General features: G+C 70.0%; 13 protein-coding genes, 3 tRNA genes and 1 pseudogene. 11 read left to right on the forward strand and 6 right to left on the reverse strand.

The window, feature by feature from the left end; genetic code table 11:
• Positions 1-334: 334 nt before the first annotated feature.
• Positions 335-1000, reverse strand: coding sequence for an ElyC/SanA/YdcF family protein (locus WBG99_RS24670; protein WP_338900478.1), 666 nt, complete (start codon positions 998-1000; stop codon positions 335-337).
• A 279-nt stretch (positions 1001-1279) separates the two neighbouring features.
• Between WBG99_RS24670 and WBG99_RS24675 the strand changes: the two genes are divergently transcribed.
• From WBG99_RS24675 to WBG99_RS24695, 5 genes and pseudogenes are all read left to right on the forward strand, one after another.
• A complete protein-coding gene (locus WBG99_RS24675; protein ID WP_338898397.1) occupies positions 1280-2143 on the forward strand; it encodes a sirohydrochlorin chelatase in 864 nt (287 codons plus the stop codon).
• A gap of 98 nt (positions 2144-2241) precedes the next feature.
• The gene (locus WBG99_RS24680; protein ID WP_338898398.1) at positions 2242-3531 is read left to right on the forward strand and encodes a deoxyguanosinetriphosphate triphosphohydrolase; all 1290 of its coding nucleotides are present in this window, start codon (positions 2242-2244) and stop codon (positions 3529-3531) included.
• Positions 3532-3635: 104 nt separating this feature from the next.
• Entirely contained in the window at positions 3636-4901 is a 1266-nt protein-coding gene (locus WBG99_RS24685; protein ID WP_338898399.1) for an FAD-dependent oxidoreductase, read from the forward strand.
• Between the two features lie 145 nt (positions 4902-5046).
• Positions 5047-6947: pseudogene (gene dnaG / locus WBG99_RS24690) on the forward strand (DNA primase).
• 214 nt (positions 6948-7161) lie between these two features.
• Positions 7162-8490, forward strand: a complete 1329-nt coding sequence (locus WBG99_RS24695; protein WP_338898400.1) for an RNA polymerase sigma factor — start codon at positions 7162-7164, stop codon at positions 8488-8490.
• Between the two features lie 97 nt (positions 8491-8587).
• Here the strand turns inward: WBG99_RS24695 and WBG99_RS24700 are convergent, their stop codons facing one another.
• The 4 genes from WBG99_RS24700 to WBG99_RS24715 form a co-directional block, all read right to left on the reverse strand.
• The gene (locus tag WBG99_RS24700) at positions 8588-10522 is read right to left on the reverse strand and encodes an ABC transporter ATP-binding protein (RefSeq protein WP_338898401.1); all 1935 of its coding nucleotides are present in this window, start codon (positions 10520-10522) and stop codon (positions 8588-8590) included.
• Complete coding sequence (locus tag WBG99_RS24705; protein WP_338900479.1) at positions 10522-12255, reverse strand: ABC transporter ATP-binding protein; 1734 nt, start codon at positions 12253-12255, stop codon at positions 10522-10524. Before WBG99_RS24705 ends, WBG99_RS24700 begins: the two co-directional genes overlap by 1 nt.
• 137 nt (positions 12256-12392) lie before the next feature.
• Positions 12393-13847 (reverse strand): FGGY family carbohydrate kinase, encoded by a 1455-nt coding sequence (locus tag WBG99_RS24710; protein ID WP_338898402.1) that lies wholly within the window; start codon positions 13845-13847, stop codon positions 12393-12395.
• A gap of 69 nt (positions 13848-13916) precedes the next feature.
• Positions 13917-14222, reverse strand: a complete 306-nt coding sequence (locus tag WBG99_RS24715; protein WP_338898403.1) for a YtxH domain-containing protein — start codon at positions 14220-14222, stop codon at positions 13917-13919.
• Between the two features lie 177 nt (positions 14223-14399).
• Here WBG99_RS24715 and WBG99_RS24720 point away from each other — a divergent pair.
• The 4 genes from WBG99_RS24720 (at position 14400) to WBG99_RS24735 (ending at position 15769) form a co-directional block, all read left to right on the forward strand.
• Positions 14400-14472 (forward strand) — tRNA-Asn (locus WBG99_RS24720).
• Between the two features lie 5 nt (positions 14473-14477).
• Positions 14478-14550, forward strand: a tRNA-Asn gene (locus tag WBG99_RS24725).
• 177 nt (positions 14551-14727) lie between these two features.
• Positions 14728-14801, forward strand: a tRNA-Ile gene (locus WBG99_RS24730).
• Positions 14802-15202: 401 nt separating this feature from the next.
• On the forward strand, positions 15203-15769 hold the full coding sequence (locus WBG99_RS24735) for a hypothetical protein (protein ID WP_338894347.1): 567 nt from the start codon (positions 15203-15205) through the stop codon (positions 15767-15769).
• On the opposite strand, the gene WBG99_RS24740 is transcribed toward WBG99_RS24735, so the two are convergent.
• On the reverse strand, positions 15687-16517 hold the full coding sequence (locus tag WBG99_RS24740) for an IS5 family transposase (RefSeq protein WP_338894346.1): 831 nt from the start codon (positions 16515-16517) through the stop codon (positions 15687-15689). The two genes, WBG99_RS24735 and WBG99_RS24740, sit on opposite strands and share 83 nt — an antisense overlap.
• Before the next feature lie 704 nt (positions 16518-17221).
• Here WBG99_RS24740 and WBG99_RS24745 point away from each other — a divergent pair.
• Positions 17222-17575, forward strand: a complete 354-nt coding sequence (locus tag WBG99_RS24745; protein WP_338898404.1) for a hypothetical protein — start codon at positions 17222-17224, stop codon at positions 17573-17575.
• Positions 17576-17621: 46 nt separating this feature from the next.
• Complete coding sequence (locus tag WBG99_RS24750) at positions 17622-20603, forward strand: tetratricopeptide repeat protein (RefSeq protein WP_338898405.1); 2982 nt, start codon at positions 17622-17624, stop codon at positions 20601-20603.
• The last annotated feature ends 266 nt before the right edge of the window (positions 20604-20869 follow it).

Consider the following 20869-nt stretch of genomic DNA (forward strand, 5'->3'; position numbering starts at 1 on the left):
GCCCCGCGTGCCAAGAACCACGGGCGTCACGGACACGGGGGGTCGTGCCGCGAGCCCTCTGGCGCCCGTCCTGTCACCTGGCCCGCGAGGGGGCCCCGCCGGAGCCGCGTCCGCCGCGCCGGAGGCCGCCGGCGGCCTGGTCGAGATCTCCACACCGAAGCGCTTCTACGAAGGTCAGCCTCACGACCAGCGAGCTCAGGAACCTGACGTCCGGCTACACGACGCCGGCCAAGGGCAGCAGGAAGACGCGCATGGGGAACGTCAACAAGATCACCAGGGCTGTGGGGCACCATCAAGCACTGACGCGAGCACTGACGCGAGCACCGCCCCAGTGCTAACGGGCTGCCGCCAGCGCCCGCTCGACCCCCGGTTCCTCAGGCCCGAGGAATTGGGGGTCCGGCTCGAACAGCGCGTCGATCGAGGCCTTGCCCGCGGCGAACAGCTCCCGCGTCGCGCCGTAGTACCAGGTCCCGTCATGCCGGTCCCGCACCCCGACGCCGTACGCCTCGACGCCCGCCTCCCGACACAGCGCGACGGCCCGGCGTATGTGGAAGCCCTGGCTGATCAGCACCGCGCGGTCCACGCCGAAGATCTTCCTGGCGCGGACACAGGAGTCCCAGGTGTCGAACCCGGCGTAGTCACTGACGATCCGCCCGTCGGGCACCCCGTGCTCGGTGAGATAGACGCGCATCGCGTCCGGCTCGTCGTACTCCTCCCGGCTGTTGTCGCCGGTGACCAGCACCACCTCGATCCGGCCCGCGCGATACAGCTCGGCCGCCGCGTCCAGCCGCCGCGCGAGGTACGGGGACGGTTCGCCCTGCCACAGCCCCGCGCCGAACACGACGGCGACGTCCGTACGCGGCGCGTCGGCCGTGGTCCGCAGCCGCCCGTCGGCGGCGGTGAACATCCAGGTCGAGGGCAGCAGCGCCAGCACGCACAGCAGCATCGCCGCCTGCACGGCCCGCCGCCGTCCCGCCCGAGTACGCGGCACACGAGGCAGCAGCGCGCCCCAACCGACCCGCCTCACTCTTGGCCCCCGTTCGCCGACTTCTGTGTCCTGGGTGTTTCCGACGGGTCCGACAGCACCCGTCCCTCCGACCAACGAAGACGCCGTACGAGATGATCCGGTTCACCCGACAGGGTGATGAGCGTCACGTGACGCTGCCGAAACCGCAGGTCACGTCAGGTTCACACACTGGCGCAGCGCCCCGTGATCCCCCGGAAAACGCCCGTCACTCCCGTGCAACGGGAAGGCAACCTCCCCCGGCACCATCGGTGCATGACGGCGACGACGAGGAGGTCGAACGCGGACCTCGACGGTACGGCCCACCTGATGAACCGGATCAGTGGCCGGTCGGCCGGCCGACTCGGCCTCGTCCCGCGCGAGGGGGCCCGGCGCCCCGCCCCGCCCGTCCTCGTCCTCGTCGCACACGGCAGCCGCGACCCGCGCGCCCTGGCGACCGTGCGCACCCTCATGGACCGCGTCCGCGAGCAGCGTCCCGGCCTGTCCGTCCGCCTCGGCCACATCGAGCTGAACGAGCCCCGGCTTCCCGACACCCTCGCCGCCCTCGGCGACCGGGAAGCGGTCCTCGTCCCCCTCCTCCTCAGCCGTGGCTACCACATCAAGCAGGACATCCCCGAGATGGCCGCCGCGGCCGGGGCCCGCACCCGCCTGGCCGCCCCTCTCGGCCCGCACCCCCTCCTCGTGGAGACCCTGCACACCCGCCTCGTCGAGGCCGGCTGGCGCACGCCGGCGGACGACGCCACCCGCCGCACCAGCGCGGTCGTCCTCGCCGCCGCCGGCTCCCGCGATCCCGACGCGGCCGTCGACACCGGCCGCACGGCCCGACTCCTGGCCGCCCGCCTCGGCGTCCCCGTCATCCCCGCCTACGCCTCCGCCGCCGCCCCCACCGTCCACGACGCCGTACGCTCCCTCACCTCGCGAGGCCGCCACCGCACAGCCGTGGCCTCCTACTTCACGGCCCCCGGCCGCTTCGCCACGGAGTGCGCGAGCGCGGCCCCCCGGGCAGCGGCGGCCCCCCTGGGCGCCCACCCGGCCATGGCGAGGCTGATCCTGCACCGCTACGACGAGTCCTTGGCGACCCCCGAGACGACGACGGAGCGAGCACTGGCGTCGGCATAGCGAGCACTGGCGTCCGTACAGCCCCGCACCCGCCGCCCACCAGAACCCGGCGGACGGGTAGGCGCCCGATAGCCACCGCCTCCGCTTACTGTCGAGTCATGGAAGGCACCGCACCACCCAACTACGACGCACCCTCGGCACAACGATGGGCCCCCGAGCCGGACAAACGCCCCGGCCGCACCGCCTTCCAACGCGACCGCGCCCGCGTACTCCACTCCGCCGCCCTGCGCAGACTCGCCGGCAAGACCCAGGTGGTGACACCCGGCACCCGTAACCAGGCCTGGGACGCCAGCCCCCGCACCCGTCTGACCCACTCCCTGGAGTGCGCCCAGGTCGGCCGGGAGCTGGGCGCGGCCCTCGGCTGCGACCCGGACCTCGTGGAGGCCGCCTGCCTCTCCCACGACCTCGGCCACCCTCCCTTCGGTCACAACGGCGAACAGGCGCTCAACGAATTCGCCGAGGACTGCGGAGGCTTCGAGGGCAACGCCCAGTCCCTGCGCCTGCTGACACGCATCGAACCCAAGCGCTTCGTAGGGTCGGACGCCACCGGCGAACTCGTCAGCGTCGGCCTCAACCTCACCCGCGCCGCCCTGGACGCCGCCACCAAGTACCCCTGGCCGCGTGGCGCCCACCCCACCGACCCGAAGTCCTCCAAGTTCGGCGTGTACGACGACGACCGCCCCGTCTTCGACTGGGTCCGCAAGGACGCCCCCGGCACGAGCACGACCTTCGAGGCCCAGGTCATGGACTGGTCCGACGACGTGGCGTATTCGGTGCACGACGTCGAGGACGGTCTGCACGCGGGCCACATCGACCCCAACTGCCTGCACGCCGAGCCCGAACGGCAGGCGGTGTTCGAGGTGGCGCGCGGCCGGTACGTACCCGCAGACACCGACCCGGCCGAACTCGCCGAGGCCCTCGACCGCCTCCTCGACCAGGAGTGGTGGCCGCACGGCTACGACGGAACGGCCGTCGCGCAGGCCCGGCTGAAGGACGCCACCAGCCAGCTCATCGGCCGTTTCTGCCTCGCCGCCGAGAGCGCCACCCGCCAGGCGTACGGCGACGGGCCCCTCACCCGGTACGCCGCCCAGCTGGTCGTGCCGCGCGGAACCCGCCTGGAGTGCGCGGTCCTCAAGGCCGTCGCCGACCGGTATGTGATGCAGCGGGCCGAGCAGGAGCGGCTCCGCGCCGACCAGCGGATCGTCGTCGCCGAACTCGCCGAGGCGCTCACGCTCCGCGCACCGGAGGGCCTGGAGCCCCAGTTCCGCGCCCTGTTCGACACGGCCCCGGACGACCGTGCCCGCAAGCGGGTGACAGTCGACCAGATCGCCTCCCTCACCGACACCTCGGCCCGCTCGCTGCACGCGAGACTGACGGGGCGTATGTGACACGGACGTGACCCTCCGTGGCCTGATCGGGTCACTACCTCTTCCCGCATCACGCTGTGTGCGGGACGCTCGCATGTGGACGCACCCTCAAGAGGAGGCATCAAGTGGTCGACGCGGATCAGACATTCGTCATCGTGGGAGGCGGTCTCGCCGGCGCGAAGGCGGCCGAGACGCTCCGAGCGGAGGGCTTCACCGGCCGCGTGATACTGATCTGCGACGAACGCGACCACCCCTACGAGCGCCCGCCGCTGTCCAAGGGCTATCTGCTCGGCAGGAAGGAGCGCGACAGCGTCTTCGTCCACGAGCCGTCCTGGTACGCGCGCAACGACATCGAGCTGCACCTCGGTCAGACCGTCGACGCGATCGACCGCACGGCGAAGACCGTCCGCTTCGGCGACGACGGCACCCTCGTCCACTACGACAAGCTGCTGATCGCGACCGGCGCAGAGCCCCGCCGCCTGGACATCCCGGGCACCGACCTCGCGGGCGTCCACCATCTGCGCCGCCTGGCCCACGCCGAGCGCCTCAAGGGCGTCCTCGCGGCCCTCGGCCGTGACAACGGCCATCTCGTCATCGCGGGCGCCGGCTGGATCGGCCTGGAGGTGGCGGCGGCGGCCCGCGAGTACGGCGCGGAGGTGACCGTCGTCGAGCCCGAGCCGACGCCGCTGCACGGCGTCCTCGGCCCCGAGCTCGGCAACCTCTTCGCCGAGCTCCACCGTGAGCACGGCGTCCGTTTCCACTTCGGCGCGCAGCTCACCGAGATCGTCGGCCAGGACGGGATGGTCCTGGCCGCCCGGACGGACACGGGGGAGGAGCACCCGGCCCACGACGTCCTCGCCGCGATCGGGGCGGCGCCGAGGACCGGCCTCGCCGAGGCCGCGGGGCTGGAGGTCGCCGACCGCGCGTACGGCGGGGGCATCGTGGTGGACACGGCGTTGCGCACGTCCGACCCCGCCGTCTACGCCGCCGGGGACGTCGTGTCCTTCCCGCACGCCCTGTTCGACACCCGGCTGCGGGTCGAACACTGGGCCAACGCGCTGAACGGCGGGTCGGCGGCGGCGCGCTCGATGCTCGGGCGGGACGTCACCTACGACCGTGTGCCCTACTTCTTCTCCGACCAGTACGACATGGGTATGGAGTACTCGGGATGGGCGCCGCCGGGTTCGTACGACCAGGTGCTGATCCGGGGGGACGCCGGGAAGCGCGAGTTCGTCGCCTTCTGGGTGAAGGAGGGCAGGGTGCTGGCCGGGATGAACGTGAACGTGTGGGATGTCACGGAGCCGATCCAGAAACTGATCCGGTCCCGGGCCGCGGTCGACGTGGAGGCGCTCTCGAATCCCCAAGTGCCGCTGGAGAGCCTGATCGCCTAGGCGCCCGCCCGGTGGGGGCGCGCGGCGACCACGGGCCGTACGCGGCTGGTCGCGCCCACGCGGCCGCAGGTCGGCACGGCCCCGCGCCCCTTCCGGGCGCTGCCCGTGCCCCATGGCTGTCGGTGGACCACCGTAGAATCACCGCGTGGCAGGACGGATCAACGACGAGGACGTGAAGGCGGTACGGGACGCGGTCCCGATCGACGCCGTGGTCTCCGAGTACCTCCAGCTGCGCAACGCGGGCGGGGGGAACCTGAAGGGGCTGTGCCCCTTCCACGACGAGAAGTCGCCGTCCTTCCAGGTCAGCCCGAGCAAGGGCCTCTTCCACTGCTTCGGCTGCCAGGAGGGCGGCGACACCATCACGTTCGTGATGAAGGTCGACCACCTGTCCTTCTCGGAGGCGGTCGAGCGCCTGGCCGCCCAGGCCGGCATCACCCTCCGCTACGAGGAGGGCGGGTACAACCCGTCGCACCAGCGCGGCGAGCGGATCCGTCTGGTCGAGGCGCACAAGATCGCCGCCGAGTGGTATGCGGAACAGCTCGCCACCGGCCCAGAGGCCGACACCGGCCGGATCTTCCTCGCCGAGCGCGGCTTCGACCAGGCCGCCGCCGTCCACTTCGGCGTCGGCTACAGCCCCCAGGGCTGGGACCACCTCACCCGCCATCTGCGCGGCAAGGGCTTCACCGACAAGGAACTGCTCCTGTCCGGGCTCTCCCAGGAGGGCCGCCGCGGCCCCATCGACCGCTTCCGGGGCCGCCTGATGTGGCCCATCCGCGACATCGGCGGGGACGTCGTCGGCTTCGGGGCGAGGAAGCTGTACGAGACGGACAACGGGCCGAAGTACCTCAACACCCCCGACACGCCGATCTACCGGAAGTCCCTGGTCCTGTACGGCATCGACCTCGCCAAGAAGGACATCGCCAAGGCCAGCCGGGCCGTCGTGGTCGAGGGCTACACCGACGTCATGGCCTGCCACCTCGCCGGCGTGACGACTGCCATCGCGACCTGCGGCACCGCCTTCGGCGGCGACCACATCAAGATCCTCCGCCGGCTCCTCATGGACAACGGCAGCGCACGCGTCATCTTCACCTTCGACGGCGACGCGGCCGGCCAGAAGGCGGCCCTGCGCGCCTTCGAGGACGACCAGAAGTTCGCCGCCGAGACGTACATCGCCATCGCGCCCGACGGCATGGACCCGTGCGAGCTGCGGCTCGCCAAGGGCGACGAGGCGGTCGCCGAGCTGGTCGAACCCCGCACCCCGCTCTTCGAGTTCGCGCTCCGGCAGATCGTCGCCCGCTACGACCTGGAGACCCCCGCCGGGCGCGCCGCCGCCCTCGACGAGGCGGCGCCCGTGGTGGCCCGCATCAAGAACAGCGGTGCCCAGCACGAGGTCGCCGTGGAGCTCGCCGGCATGCTCGGCATCCTCGACACCCAGTTCGTCGTCAAGCGCGTCGCCCAGCTGGCCCGCTGGGCCCGCGATCGCGGCGGCCAGGGCCCCGCCCCGGCCGCCCGGCGCCCCTCCCAGCCGTACGAGTCCGCCGCCCGCCCCCCTCCGGCCCGGCCCTCCACCTCCGCAACCCGGTCTACGCCACCGAGCGTGAACTCCTCAAACTCGCCCTTCAGCGCCCTGAGCTGGTCGCCCCCGCGTTCGACGCGTACGGGGTCGACGAGTTCACCGCCGACCAGTACGCGGCCGTACGCCAGGCGATCATCGAGGCGGGCGGCGTCGAGTACGGCGCGCAGGACCCGCAGGAGTACCTGGTCCGGGTCCGTGAGGCGGCGCCGGACGACACGGTGCGGGCCATGGTGACGGAGCTGGCGGTCGAGGCGATCATGCGCAAGACGGTCGACGACGTGTACGCCGGGGCCCAGCTGGTCACCGTGCGCCGCCGGGCCGTCGAGCGCCGGGTGCGTGACGTCCAGGGCAGCCTGGCAAGGGCGAGCGCCCATGGCGATCCGGCCCAGCTGGCCGCCGTACAGAACGAGTTGTGGGTTCTCCAGCAGTACGACCAGGCGCTTCGGGAGCGGGGCGCGGAGGCGCTCTGAGGCCCCGCCGGCCGGCCTCGGGGGCGTGAACGTCCCCGGCGCCCAGGCCAATGCCGGGCCCCCGGCCCCCCACTCCGTACGGCCTTCAAGCTGTTTCAGGCCCTCCCGGCGGCGCACTCGTACGGCAAGGTAATCGTGGGGTCACGGACCGGACGCAAAAAGTCATCGCACGCCCCTCGTGGCGGCTGTGTGTCGTACTCCACACTGGGTTCCGGTGCCTGAGCCCTCGGAGCGCGGCCGACCCGTCCCCCACGGGTCCATGATCCCCGCGGTTCCGCTCGATGAGTACGGGATGGACGGCGGTGAGACCGTCCGCGCCATCCCCGACGTACCGCCGTCGTACGCCTTGGCAGCGACATTCCTGGAGGTCGCCCCCGTGCAGACCCAGACCCTCATACAGAACGACATCAGTACGGCCATCGGCACGGACGGTGCGGAGCCGGACGAGCCGGACGCGGAGACCGACGTCATCTCCGCGGTGCCCGCGCAGAGCCGCGCCGCGCACCACCCCGAGGCGGCGCCGGAGGTCCCGCCCGGACCCGACGAGCCGCCGGCCGCCCTGGTGGAGGCCGTCGAGACGGCCGATGCGCCCGAGCCCGTGGAACTGCCACGCGGCCGCGCGGACACCAGCGGCCCGTCCTCCGACCTGTTCCGCCAGTACCTGCGCGAGATCGGCCGCATCCCGCTGCTCACGGCCGCGGAGGAGGTCGAGCTGGCCCGCCGGGTGGAGGCCGGCCTCTTCGCGGAGGCGAAGCTGGGCAGCGCGCCCGACCTCGACACCCGGCTCGCCCACGACCTGGACAAGCTGGTCGTCATGGGCCGCATGGCCAAGCGCCGCCTCATCGAGGCGAACCTGCGGCTCGTCGTGTCGGTGGCGAAGCGGTACGTGGGCCGTGGCCTGACCATGCTCGACCTGGTCCAGGAAGGAAATCTGGGCCTCATCCGGGCCGTGGAGAAGTTCGACTACGCCCGCGGCTACAAGTTCTCGACGTACGCGACCTGGTGGATCCGCCAGGCCATGTCCCGCGCCCTCGCCGACCAGGCCCGCACGATCCGGGTCCCCGTCCACGTCGTCGAGTTGATCAACCGGGTCGTCCGCGTCCAGCGCCGCATGCTCCAGGAACGGGGCTACGAGCCCAGCCCGGAGGAGGTCGCCGCCCACCTCGGCCTCGCCCCCGAACGCGTCCGCGAGGTCCTCCGCCTCGCCCAGGAACCGGTGTCGCTGCACGCCCCGGTGGGCGAGGAGGACGACGTCGCCCTGGGCGACCTCATCGAGGACGGCGACGCGGCGAGCCCGGTGGAGTCGGCGGCGTTCCTGCTGCTGCGTGAGCACCTGGAAGCGGTCCTCTCCACCCTCGGCGAACGCGAACGCAAGGTCGTCCAACTCCGCTACGGCCTCGCGGACGGCCGCCCCCGCACCCTGGAGGAGATAGGCCGCATCTTCGGTGTCACCCGTGAACGCATCAGGCAGATCGAGTCCAAGACCCTCAACAAACTCAGGGACCACGCCTTCGCGGACCAACTGAGGGGTTACCTGGACTGAGGCGGGGGTGCCGCTGCCGCTGTCGTAGCTGCTGGCAGTCTCGTGCCGCCGGGGCGGCACGGGTGGGCGCAGCGGCACCCCGGCGTCGGGCAACGGCTCAGTCCACCTCGACCGCGGCCTCAGCGAACTGCGCCTTGTACAGCCGCGCGTAAGCCCCGTCCGCGGCCAGCAACTCCTCGTGCGCGCCCTGTTCGACGATCGCCCCGCTCTCCATCACCAGGATCGTGTCCGCGTCCCGGATCGTCGACAGCCGGTGCGCGATCACGAACGACGTACGTCCGTGCGCGAGTTTGGCCATCGCCTTCTGGATCAACACCTCCGTACGCGTGTCGACCGAACTCGTCGCCTCGTCCAGCACCAGGATCACCGGATCCGACAGGAACGCCCGTGCGATGGTGATGAGCTGCTTCTCACCCGCGCTCACCCCGGTTCCCTCGTCGTCGATCACGGTGTCGTACCCGTCGGGCAGCGTCCGGATGAACCGGTCCGCGTGCGCCGCCCGAGCCGCCTCCTCGATCTCCCCGCGCGTGACCTTCCGCGCGGCGGACGCCCCGTACGCGATGTTCTCCGCGATGGTGCCCCCGAACAGCCAGGTGTCCTGCAGCACCATCCCGATCCCGTCCCGGAGTTCGTCCCGCGACATGGACGCGATGTCGACCCCGTCGAGCTCGATACGCCCGCCCGTGACCTCGTAGAACCGCATCAACAGGTTCACCAGGGTCGTCTTGCCGGCCCCGGTCGGGCCCACGATCGCCACGGTGTGCCCCGGCTCGACGACCAGCGACAGGTCCTCGATCAGCGGCTTGCCGGCCTCGTACCGGAAGGACACCCCCTCCAGCGCGACCCGCCCCCGCAGCTCCTCCGGGCGCACTCCGGGCACCGCGTCGGCCTCCTGCTCCTCCGCGTCGAGCAGTTCGAAGATCCGCTCGGCGGACGCCACACCCGACTGCACCAGGTTCGCCATGGACGCCACCTGCGTCAGCGGCATCGAGAACTGCCGCGAGTACTGGATGAAGGCCTGCACGTCACCGATGGACAGGGCACCGGACGCGACCCGCAGTCCGCCCACCACGGCCACCAGCACATAGTTGATGTTCGACACGAAGAACATCAGCGGCTGCATGATCCCGCTGTTGAACTGGGCCTTGAACCCGGCCTCGTACAACCGCTCGTTCTCCTCGGCGAACCGCTTCGCCGACTCCTCCTGCCGCCCGAACACCTTCACGAGCGCGTGCCCGGTGTACATCTCCTCGACGTGCGCGTTGAGCGTGCCCGTCGTCCGCCACTGCGCGACGAAGTGCGGCTGTGACCGTTTGCCGACACGCGTGGCCACCAGGAACGACACCGGTACGGTCACCAGCGCGACCAGCGCCAGCAGCGGCGACACCCAGAACATCATCACCAGCACACCGATGATGGTGAGGAGCGAGTTGACGAGCTGGCCCATCGACTGCTGGAGCGTCTGGCCGATGTTGTCGATGTCGTTGGTCGCCCGGCTCAGCACCTCACCCCGCTGCCGCTGGTCGAAGTACGACAGCGGCAGCCGCGACAGCTTCGCCTGGAGTCCTTCGCGCATGTGGTAGAGGGTCCGGTTGATGGCCCGGTTGGAGAGCCGGGTGGCCGCCGCCATCAGCAGCCCGGCGACCAGGAAGATGCCGAGGGCAACCAGCAGAACGCCGGCGACGGCCTCGAAGTCGATGCCCTCGCCGGGCGTGAAGTCCGTGCCGCGCAGCATGTCGGCGACCTGGCCGTCCCCGCGCTCGCGCAGGGACTCGAGGACCTCGGCCTTCGTGTCGCCCGCCGGCATCTCCCGCCCGACGACCCCCGCGAACACCAGGTCGGTCGCCCTGCCGAGGATCCACGGCCCCAGCACCGACAGCCCGACGCTGAGCACGGCGCACACGACCATCGCGTACATCGTGAACCGCTCGGGCCGGAACTGTGCGAGCAGCCGCTTCCCGGACCCCTTGAAGTCCATGGAGTGCTGGTCCGGGGCCCCGGCCCCCGCCATCCGTGCCAACGGCCCGGCCATCAGGCTGCCTCCGCTTCCGTGAGCTGGGAGAGGACGATCTCCCGGTAGGTCTCGTTCTCCGCCATCAGCTCGTGGTGGCGCCCGGTGCCGACGACCCGTCCCTCGTCGAGGACGACGATCTGGTCGGCGTCCCGGATGGTCGCCACCCGCTGGGCGACGATCACGACGGTCGCGTCGGCGGTCTCCCGGGCCAGCGCGGCGCGCAGGGCGGCGTCGGTCGCGTAGTCGAGCGCGGAGAACGAGTCGTCGAACAGATAGATCTCCGGCCGCTGCACCAGCGTCCGCGCGATCGCGAGCCGCTGCCGCTGCCCGCCCGACACGTTCGTCCCGCCCTGCGCGATGGGGGAGTCCAGCCCGTTCTCCAGCCGGGACACGAAGTCCCCCGCCTGCGCCACCTCCAGGGCGTGCCACAACTCCTCGTCGGTGGCGTCCGGATTGCCGTACCGCAGGTTCGTCGCCACGGTCCCCGAGAAGAGATACGGCTTCTGCGGCACCAGCCCGACGGTCCTGGCCAGCAGCCGCGGATCGAGGGTGCGTACGTCGACGCCGTCCACCAGCACCTCGCCCTCGGTGGCGTCGAACAGCCGGGGGACCAGCCCGAGGAGCGTCGACTTGCCGCTGCCGGTCGACCCGATGACGGCGGTCGTCTCACCCGGCCGCGCCACGACCTCGATCGACCTGAGCACCGGCTCCTCGGCACCCGGGTAGCGGAACCCCGCGCCCCGGACCTCCAGGTACCCGTGCCGCCGCAGCTCGCGCACGGGCTCGGTGGGCGGCACGACACTCGTCCCGGTGTCGAGCACCTCCTGGATGCGCTCGGCGCACACCTCCGCGCGCGGCATCATCATGAACATGAAGGTGGCCATCATCACCGCCATGACGATCTGCATCAGATAGGCGAGGAACGCGGTGAGCGCGCCGATCTGCATGCCGCCGCTGTCGATCCGGTGAGCCCCGAACCACACCACCGCGACCGACGAGAGGTTGATGACCGTCATCACGATCGGGAACATCAGCGCGAGCATCCGCCCGGTCCCCAGGGAGACATCCGTGAGCTCGACGTTCGCCTTCCGGAACCGCTCCATCTCGTAGTCGTCCCGCACGAAGGCCCGGATGACCCGGTTGCCGGTGATCTGCTCCCGCAGCACCCGGTTCACGGTGTCCAGCCGCTCCTGCATCGTGCGGAACAGGGGGCGCAACCGGCGCACGATCAGGCTGACGGAGATCCCGAGCACCGGTACGACGGCGAGCAGCACCCCCGACAACGGCACGTCCAGCCCCAGCGCCAGCACGATGCCGCCGACACACATGATCGGCGCCGACACCACCAGCGTGAACGTCATGAGCACCAGCATCTGCACCTGCTGCACATCGTTCGTCGTCCGCGTGATCAGCGACGGCGCCCCGAAGTGGCCGACCTCACGTGCCGAGAACGACTGCACCCGGTCGAACACGGCCGCCCGGATGTCCCGGCCGACCGCCGCCGCCGTACGGGCGCCGTAGTACACGGCCCCGATGTTGCAGACGACCTGCACCAGCGAGACACCGATCATCAGCGCGCCGAAGGACAGGATGTAACCCGTGTCCCCCTTCACCACGCCCTCGTCGATGATGTGGGCGTTCAGAGTGGGCAGATAGAGCGTGGCGCACGTCTGCACGAACTGCAGCAGCACCAACAGGACGATCGGTTTCCGGTACGGACGGAGATGACTTCTCAGCAGTCGTATGAGCACGCGGGATCTCTCGGAGTGGAGGACGGGGATGTGGATGCACCACCCCCCATCGTCGGACACTCCACCAGCGTTACCTCAACCGAATTAACCCGACGGTGAAGATCCGACGCCGGGCCCCCGCGAACCGAGGGGTGCCGTCACGCCCGGAACGCCCCCGGATGCGTCTGCTCGCGAACCGAGACGTACTGCTGCCGCACCGCCTGCCCCACGGCCAGCTCGCCCCCCGGCTCCAGCACCTGCGCCGCCGCCCCCGGCCACATCGGCGGCGTCCGCGGATCGAGCGTCCCCTGGGACACGCCCAGCGCCCAGGCGGCCTGCCGCGCCGCCCCCACCGCCGCGTAGTCCGCCGGCTGCGGCACCACCACCTGCACCCCGAAGAGCGCCGGCGCCGCCGCCTGCACGGCCGGCAGCCCCGCCGCCGCGCCCAGCAGGAAGATCCGCCGTACGTCGACGCCCCGCCCCCGCAGCACGTCCAGCGCGTCCGCGAGCCCGCACAGCATGCCCTCGAACGCGGCCCGCGCGAAGTGCTCCGGCTTCATCGACTCCCGCCGCAGCCCGGCCACCGTCCCGGCCGTGTGCGGCAGGTTCGGCGTCCGCTCACCCTCCAGATACGGCAGCATCACCAGCCCGTGCGACCCGGGCGTCGACTTCATCGCAAGGTCGGACAGCCCCTCCAGATCGGCCACCCCCAGCATCTCGGCGGCCCCGCGCAGCGCCCGTACGGCGTTCAGCGTGGTGACGACCGGCAGATGCATGCCCGTGGCGTCGGCCAGCGAGGTGATCATCCCGGTGGAGTCGACGAGCGCCTCGGTGTGCACGGCCATGACCGACCCGGAGGCCCCCAGCGACACCACCGCGTCACCGAGCCCGATGCCGAGTCCGAACGCGGCGGCCATGGTCTCGCCGGTGCCGGCGGAGATGAGGAGCCCCTCCGGCGTCGTACCGGCCGCGTCCGAGGGCCCGAGCACCTCGGGGAGCATGACCTGGTGCCCGAGGGCCATCTCGACGAGGTCCGTCCGGTACTGCCCGGTCGCCGCGTTCCAGTACCCGGTCCCGGACGCCCCGCCCCGGTCGGTGGTCCGCCGGACCGGCCGCCCCAGCAACTGCCAGACCAGCCAGTCGTGCGCCTGCAGCAGTACGGCGGTCCGCATCGCGGCGTCCGGTTCCGTACGGCTCATCCAGCGCAGCTTCGTCACCGGCTGAGCGGCCCCCGGCACGCACCCCACGGCCTCCGCCCACGCCCCGCGCCCACCGAGCGCGTCGACGAGGTCGGCCGCCGCGACCTGGGTCCGCTTGTCGCCGCCGACCATCGCCGGGCGCACGGTGTTGCCCTGGGCGTCCAGCGCGATCAGCCCGTTCTGCTGGGACGACACCCCGATCGCCTGCACGCCCTCCAGCAGCCCGCCGCCGGCCGCCTCCCCCAGGGAAAGCAGCCAGGCCTGCGGATCGACGTCCGACGGGCGCCCTCCGCTCTCCGCCGGCTCCAACGGGTGCGGGGCATACCCCTGCCTGAGCACGGCCCCTGTGTCCGAGTCACAGACGACAATGCGCGTAAATTCGGGCGAACTGTCCAGCCCGGCGACTATCCCCATGGCGGAAATTCTGCCGCACGGGAAGGGGTGGGGGTGCCGCGCGTCCGCCCGGCCGACGCGATCCGGACCTTACGTATTACTGGTACCCCAGTCGTCTCCGGCCGAGCCGTTCGCGTTGCGCTCGCGCAGAGAGCGGACCCGCCCGGCGACCGAGTCGGGCACGCGGTCCCCGACCTTCTCGCTGACCACGTGGTACGCCTTGCCGGCGAACACGCGCCCCTGCTGGGCCGCCGACTCCGCGGTGTTGCGCACCGCGGGGTTCTGCGCGACCTGCTGGGCGGACTTCTTCAACTGCTCGTAGCGCTCGCGTCCGGCGCGTGTGCCGAGCACGTACCCCAGGGCCAGTCCGGCAAAGAACGTGAGCCGGTAGCGCATGGTGACCACCCTTCCCTTACGTCTGCGTCGGTCCCTTGCGTTGCCCTGTGAGGGGCGACGGGCGCGGGGGGATACCGATTGGCGGAGCACCCCCCTGCTTGCGCTAATGTATGTGTCGCAGCGAGCACACGCCCCCTGGCGGATACCCAGGTAGGTACGTTCGATGCAACGAGGCATTCCTCCGTAGCTCAATTGGCAGAGCAGCCGGCTGTTAACCGGCAGGTTACTGGTTCGAGTCCAGTCGGGGGAGCTCGGTCCTCCGTAGCTCAATTGGCAGAGCAGCCGGCTGTTAACCGGCAGGTTACTGGTTCGAGTCCAGTCGGGGGAGCAGCCTGAACGAGGACCCCGTCGGGGTCCTTTTTCATGCCCGGGGGAACCGCGCGGGCCGCGCCGAAGTCCGCAAGGTCAAGAAGCGCAGGCGAAGGCCGACCATCCGAAGCAGGAGATCGTATGAGCGGCTATGCTGCGGCAGACGGCGCGCACACATGTGCGCGACACGCCGTACGGGGCGGTAGCTCAGCCGGTTAGAGCAGCGGACTCATAATCCGTCGGCCGTGGGTTCGAGTCCCACCCGCCCCACCTGCGCAGGCTTCTGACCTGCGGAAACGTTCATTTTGTCCTGTCGGATCGTCAACTTTGCCTGAACGGACTGAATCCGCTGCTCGCGAGTTTGGTGCTACGGCGGTCTGCGTCAGCTGATACTTGTCTGACCTGCACGTATGCGTGCCAGCAAGGAGTCGACGAGACCCGTTCTGGGCGCCTGCGCTGCGAGAGCGGCAGTAGTTGAGGCCATCCTGAGGCCGCCAGTACCGGGAAGGTGGCCGGGCGGCTGAGCTCTGGCCAGTCGTCCGAGTGTGCTCAGTGCGTTGTGGCAAAGGGAGTCCCTGTTCGATGAGCAGGGGCTTCTTCGTGTGCGGGGCATGATCGCCTTGGGGTAGGGGCAGGCAGCGGACGGCTTGTTGTGGATCGAGGAGGGTGCGATGCCGTCGGTGCTGGGGTTGATGGAACAGCGTGAGGCGCGGGCGAGGCAGGATCTGGAGTCCTGGACGGAGGTCCTGGAGCAGGCTCAGGCGGAGGTGGATGCCGCGCGGGAGCGGGTCGAGCGGGCCCGGGTGGGGCGTGAGGAGCTTGTGTCGGTGCTGGCCGTGGAGAGCCCGGTAAATACGCCGGTTCTGGTGCCGTCCGGTGGTGAGATGGCTGTCGCCGTGGGATCGGGCGGCCCGGGCGCGGGGCATGGCGAGCGGCCGCCGGTGTGGCGGTCGGGCATGGGCGAGGAGGTGCTCGGCGGCTTGTATCGGGAGGTGTTCGCCGCGGTGGTGGCCGCTTCGGGGCCGGTGAACGGGGTGGAGCTGACGCGGGCGGTGGGCCGGGAAGCGGAGATCAAGAACGAGGTGGAGAAGATCCGGCACCGTGCCTATGTGCTGGAGAAGCGGGGCTGGCTGGTGCGGGCGAAGGACGGACGGTTCATGCCCGCGCCCGGAGCAGTCGGCCGGGACGCTTCTCCGGCCAGCGCGGAGCGTCTGCGGCCAGGCGCCGGGAAAGTCTGATCACGGCGGCCCACCACACCATCTGGGCATGGTGGTCGGGGCGGCGTTCGTGGTCGCGGTTGAGGCGGCGTGAGCGGGCCAGCCAGCTCAGCGTCCGCTCCACGACCCACCTGCGGGCCAGTACGACAAATCCGCGTTGTCCGTCGGAGCGGCGCACGACCTCGGTCCGGACTCCGTGACGGGCGAACGCCTTCGCCAGCGCCGGACCCTGGTAGGCGCTGTCGACCCACACCAGTTGCAGCAGCCGGCCCGGCTGCTGCATGAACGTCTCCAGCAGTGCGGGGGCGGCCTTGGAGTCGTGCACATCGGCCGTGGTCACGGTCACTTCCAGGAGCAGGCCCTCGGTGTCGGTCAGGATGTGACGCTTGCGGCCGTCACGTGACTTGCCGCCGTCGTATCCGCGGCTGTCCTCGCCGACGGTCTCGGAGGCGTCCACCGACTGACTGTCGATGATGCCCGCACTGGGCTCGGCGTTGCGGCCGGCGCGCTCCCTCGCCGAACATCGCAGGCGTTCGTACAGTTCACGCGCATAGTCGTAGGCCCGCCAGCGGCGGAAGAAGTCGTAGACCGCCCGCCAGTACGGGAAATCGACCGGCAGAGCCGTCCACTTCACGCCGTTGTCGACCAGGTAGCGCACCGCGTCGAGCATTGTCCGGTGGCAGTACGCCTCCGGACGCCCGCCCCGCTTCAGGAGCCAGGCCGGCACCGGCATCGCGGCGCGGACCTCGGCCCACTCCGCATCCGTCATGTCACTCGGATAGCAGCCTGCCCGCCGTCCCGGAGCGAGCGAACCGAACCGGTGCACGTAGCAGTCACACCCAGGGGTGACCGCGGTGGACGCATGCACAGAGATACTGCTCAACTGATCAGGCAACGGGCTTCCTTGGTCGTGCTGGTGTCGTAACCGCGTCACTACCAAGGGGCCCGTTCTCTCATGCCCGCGACCGCACCCGAACCTCCGTCCAGATCATCACCCGCTGCCGCTCGAACAAGATCCGGTTTGCCACAACGCACTCAGTGGAACGATGCAGCAACGTCTAGGTATCAGGCCTCGTGAGGACTCTGCCTGGCGATGGCCAGTAGTGGCGGGGAAACGGCCCGAACAGAAAACGGCCCCTCAGGGATCACCCGACGGCGTTCGGGCCGTCGAGATCGAGTGTCGTTGAGGTGACCGGACAGGGAACCGCGAGGATGGAAGATCGATGAGCCTGTTCGGGAGCCGCTGCCCGCCATGAGTGTGCCGATTCTTGCGCGCTGACGCTGCGCTGCCGCCCACCTCGCGGGGTTGCCCGTAAGGAATCGCCGGAGAGACAGCCCATCCTGCCTGAGTCCACTGGAACCACGGTGCTACGCAGCTGCGTTATGTGTGTTGCACAGCATCACTGCGATATTGGATGAAGCGGCGGGCCGTCAGCCGATCGGCGGGCGTGCCGCTGAAGCAGGGGGATCAGCATGACGCAGGCATGGAAGGTCACGGTCATCGTGCTGGCGGCGGCGGGAGTCGTCTCCACGCCGCTGATCTGGCTGCTGGACAGCCCCGGTGCAGGACAGCTGGCCGGGGCCTCCGTCCAGGCCGCTGTCGGCATCGCGGCCCTGGTATGGGCGCTGTTCCAGCACCCGGGAAACCGCACGGACGACACGGCGACCCGGACCGGAGTGGCAGACGCGAACGACGGGGGCAAGGCCGTCACGGGCATCAGGCGCCCGCAGGGCCGGGGCAGCGGATCAGCGAAGGCGGAAGACACCGGAAATGCCACTGCCACCGGCGACGCCAGCAGCGCCACCACCGGCATCGACTACACCTGAACCGGCCTGGCCCGGCCAGACCACAGAAGGAAGAGGGGACGGTCGCGTGGCCCGAGGCGACAAGCGCCGGCAAGACCCCGAGGATGCCGTCGGCCCTGAGATCACAGTGACTGCCACCGGGAACGCCGCGGCCGCATCCGGGGGCACGGCGGTGACCGGCTACCGCGGCCCGGCCCGCGGAACCGACCGCGCTCCCGACGCCCCGGTACACCTGTCCGACACCGGAGACACAACCGCCACCAACGGCGGAATCGCCATCAGCGGCTACGTCGGCGCCCTGAACATGGTGCAGCGCGCACCCCAGGAACCGGCCCCCTGGCCGCACCAGGTCGGTGTCATCCCGCTCCGAGCGCGGTCCTTCCAGCACCGCACCGCGGTGGAACAGCTACGGACGAAGGTCGACGGCGGCGGCACCGCGGTGCTGGCCCAGGTCCTGACCGGCATGGGCGGGGTGGGCAAGACCCAGCTCGCTGCTGACTACGCCCACACCGCCTGGGAAAAACGGGGCGAAGCCGTCGGCCCGGACGTCTTGGTCTGGAACACCGCGAGCACCCGGGAGGCCATCGTGACCGGGTACGCCCAGGCCGGCGTCGAGCTGTGCCGGGCCGATCCAGGCGATCCGGAGAAGGCCGCCTGCTCCTTCCTGGCCTGGCTCACCCCCAAGACCGGAGCGAAGCCGTGCCGGTGGCTGATCGTCCTGGACGACGTCACCGACCCCGCCGACCTGCGCGGCTTGTGGCCGCCCGCCAGCGAACACGGCCGCACCCTGGTCACCACCCGCCGCCGTGACGCAGCCCTGGCTGGAGACGGCCGACACCTCATCCATGTCGGCCTGTTCACTGAGGCACAGGCAGTCACCTACCTGGCCCGGTCCCTGAGCGCCTGCGGCCGACACGAACCCGCCGAGCAGCTCGCGGCCTTGGCACGTGATCTCGGATACCTCCCCCTCGCCCTTGCCCAAGCCTTCGCCTACCTCATCGACACGGACCTCGACTGCGTCGCGTACCGTGAACTGCTGGCCGACCGGGCGACCAAGCTCGCGGATGCCGCCCCAGACGTGCTGCCTGACGACCACGCTGCCCCTGTCGCCGCCGCTTGGTCGCTGTCCTTCGATCGTGCCGATATGCTGCGCCCGGCAGGTTTTGCCCGGCCCATGCTCCAACTGGCTTCGATGCTCGACCCCAACGGCATTCCCAACAGCGTCCTGACCAGCGAATCGGCTGTCGCTTACCTTGCTCAGCACCGGACCGTTGGGCAAGCAGACTCTGCTGAGCCCCTGGGGCGCCTGTCGCCCCGGGAGGCGATGCTCACCTTCAGGGCACTGCACCGGCTGAGCCTGATTGAGCACACTCCTCAGATGCCACATCAGGCCGTCCGCGTCCACCAGCTGATCCAACGCGCTGTACGCGATGATCTCGCACGAGACGAATACAACCAGGCCGCAAGAGCAGCCGCTGATGCCCTTGCGTCGGCGTGGCCCGACGTAACCCGTGATACCCAGCTTGAGCAATCCCTGCGAGCTAATAGCACCGCGCTCAGCCAGTGCGCCGAAGAGGCCTTGTGTCATCCCGAGGCGCACCATGTGTTGTTCAGGGTCGGAAGGAGCCTCGGCGATACCGGGCAGATCTCTGCGGCCCGCGACCATTTCGAGCAGCTCGTTGGAACCCTCAGCCGCCATCTGGGCCCTGACCACCCCGACACTCTCGCTGCGAGGGGCAACCTGGTTCAGCGGCAAGGACAGGCCGGCGACGCAGCAGGCGCGGTAGATGCCTTCCGGCAACTATTGGATCAGGCGGTACAGATCCTTGGGCCTGACCATCCGCACACCCTAACCACCCGCAGTCACCTTGCCTTTTACCAAGGTCAGGCGGGAGATGCCGCAGGCGCCGCCGCTTCAGCGGAAGCACTCCTCCAGGACCAGTTGCGGGTCCACGGGCCGGACCACTCCAATACCCTCATCACGCGCGGCAATCTTGCCCGTTGGAAGAGCGAAGCAGGAGACCCAGTTGGTGCTACAGAGGCTCTTGAGTACCTATTGAAGGACCAGCTGCGCATCTTCGGCCCTGATCACCCGGACACTCTGGTCACGCGCAGTGCTCTCGCAGGCTGTCGGGGCCAGGCAGGGGATCCGGCAGGTGCAGCAGATGACATGGCGCGAGTGGTGCAGTGCATGCTGCAGGCCCTTGGCCCTGACAACCCCGAGTTCCTGTCTGCAAGCCACGACCTGGCTCACTGGAGAGGTGAAGCGGGGGACCCCGCTGGCGCCGCAGAAGTAGTAGAACGGTTGCTGGAGCAGACGCTGCGAGTGCTGGGGCCCGACCACCCCACTACCCTCGTGTCCCGAGGCGTTCTCGCAAAATGGAAGGGACTGACAGGGGATCTGGCCGGCGCCGCGAACGACATGGAGCGGCTGCTTGAAGACATGCTGCGAGTACTGGGTAAACAACATCCCCACACACTCTCGTGCCGGGGCAACCTTGCATTCATACGGAGCCTGGCGGGAGACCTGCCCGGTGCTGCAGACGCTGCCGAAGAACTACTCGAGGGTGAGCTGGAGATCCTCGGGCCCGACCATCCTTCCACCTTCACTGTCCGTAACAACATTGCTCGGTGGAGGGGGCAGTCGGGGAGTCCGGTCAGGGCAGTGGGCGTCCTTGAACAGCTGCTGGCGGATAGGCTGCGAGTGCTCGGACCAGACCATCCCGATACGTTCACTACTCGCCACGATCTCGCCCTCATGCGAGGGCTGGCAGGGAATCCGGTCAGCGCGGCGGATGCCTTCGAAGAGCTGCTGGCAGATAGGCTGCGAGTGCTCGGACCACACCATCCCGATACGTTCACTACTCGCCACGATCTTGCCGTCATGCGAGGGCTGGCAGGGGATCTAGTCGGTGCAGTGGACGCCCTCGGACAGCTGATGAAGGATGAACTCCGGATCCTCGGGCCTGATCATCCTGATACCCATGCGACGCAAGGCAGCTTGGATCAGTGGCGCGCAGTGACAGGGACACCGTCGTCAGGCCAGTGATCCGCCGGTTGCTAGTGATCACTGCACGAGTCGCATTCCCCACCACACGACTATGATCAACGTTCAAGAACCCGACGTCTCACCGCCTACCGCGCACGAGTCACCGCCTACCGCGCACGAGCTCGTTCGTGAACTCGAGTCGTAGTGAGTTGACCGCTCTGCAGCGGGTCAGCGGTTAGTGCAGTCAAGCGCCAACCCGCATAGTGAACGTGTGGAACGTTGATGCGGTGAAACAATTCTTTAGCCTCTCCGCTACGGCGAGCAAG

The sequence above is a fragment of the Streptomyces sp. TG1A-60 genome (genome assembly GCF_037201975.1).
Taxonomy (GTDB): Bacteria; Actinomycetota; Actinomycetes; order Streptomycetales; family Streptomycetaceae; genus Streptomyces.

What these genes read in the sequence shown, in the direction of transcription:
- WBG99_RS24675 (WP_338898397.1), top strand. Translation starts at nt 1,280, where the DNA reads ATGACGGCGACGACGAGGAGGTCGAACGCGGACCTCGACGGTACGGCC.
- WBG99_RS24680 (WP_338898398.1), top strand. Translation starts at nt 2,242, where the DNA reads ATGGAAGGCACCGCACCACCCAACTACGACGCACCCTCGGCACAACGA.
- WBG99_RS24700 (WP_338898401.1), bottom strand. Translation starts at nt 10,522, where the DNA reads ATGGCCGGGCCGTTGGCACGGATGGCGGGGGCCGGGGCCCCGGACCAG.
- WBG99_RS24710 (WP_338898402.1), bottom strand. Translation starts at nt 13,847, where the DNA reads ATGGGGATAGTCGCCGGGCTGGACAGTTCGCCCGAATTTACGCGCATT.
- WBG99_RS24715 (WP_338898403.1), bottom strand. Translation starts at nt 14,222, where the DNA reads ATGCGCTACCGGCTCACGTTCTTTGCCGGACTGGCCCTGGGGTACGTG.
- WBG99_RS24735 (WP_338894347.1), top strand. Translation starts at nt 15,203, where the DNA reads ATGCCGTCGGTGCTGGGGTTGATGGAACAGCGTGAGGCGCGGGCGAGG.
- WBG99_RS24740 (WP_338894346.1), bottom strand. Translation starts at nt 16,517, where the DNA reads ATGACGGATGCGGAGTGGGCCGAGGTCCGCGCCGCGATGCCGGTGCCG.
- WBG99_RS24745 (WP_338898404.1), top strand. Translation starts at nt 17,222, where the DNA reads ATGACGCAGGCATGGAAGGTCACGGTCATCGTGCTGGCGGCGGCGGGA.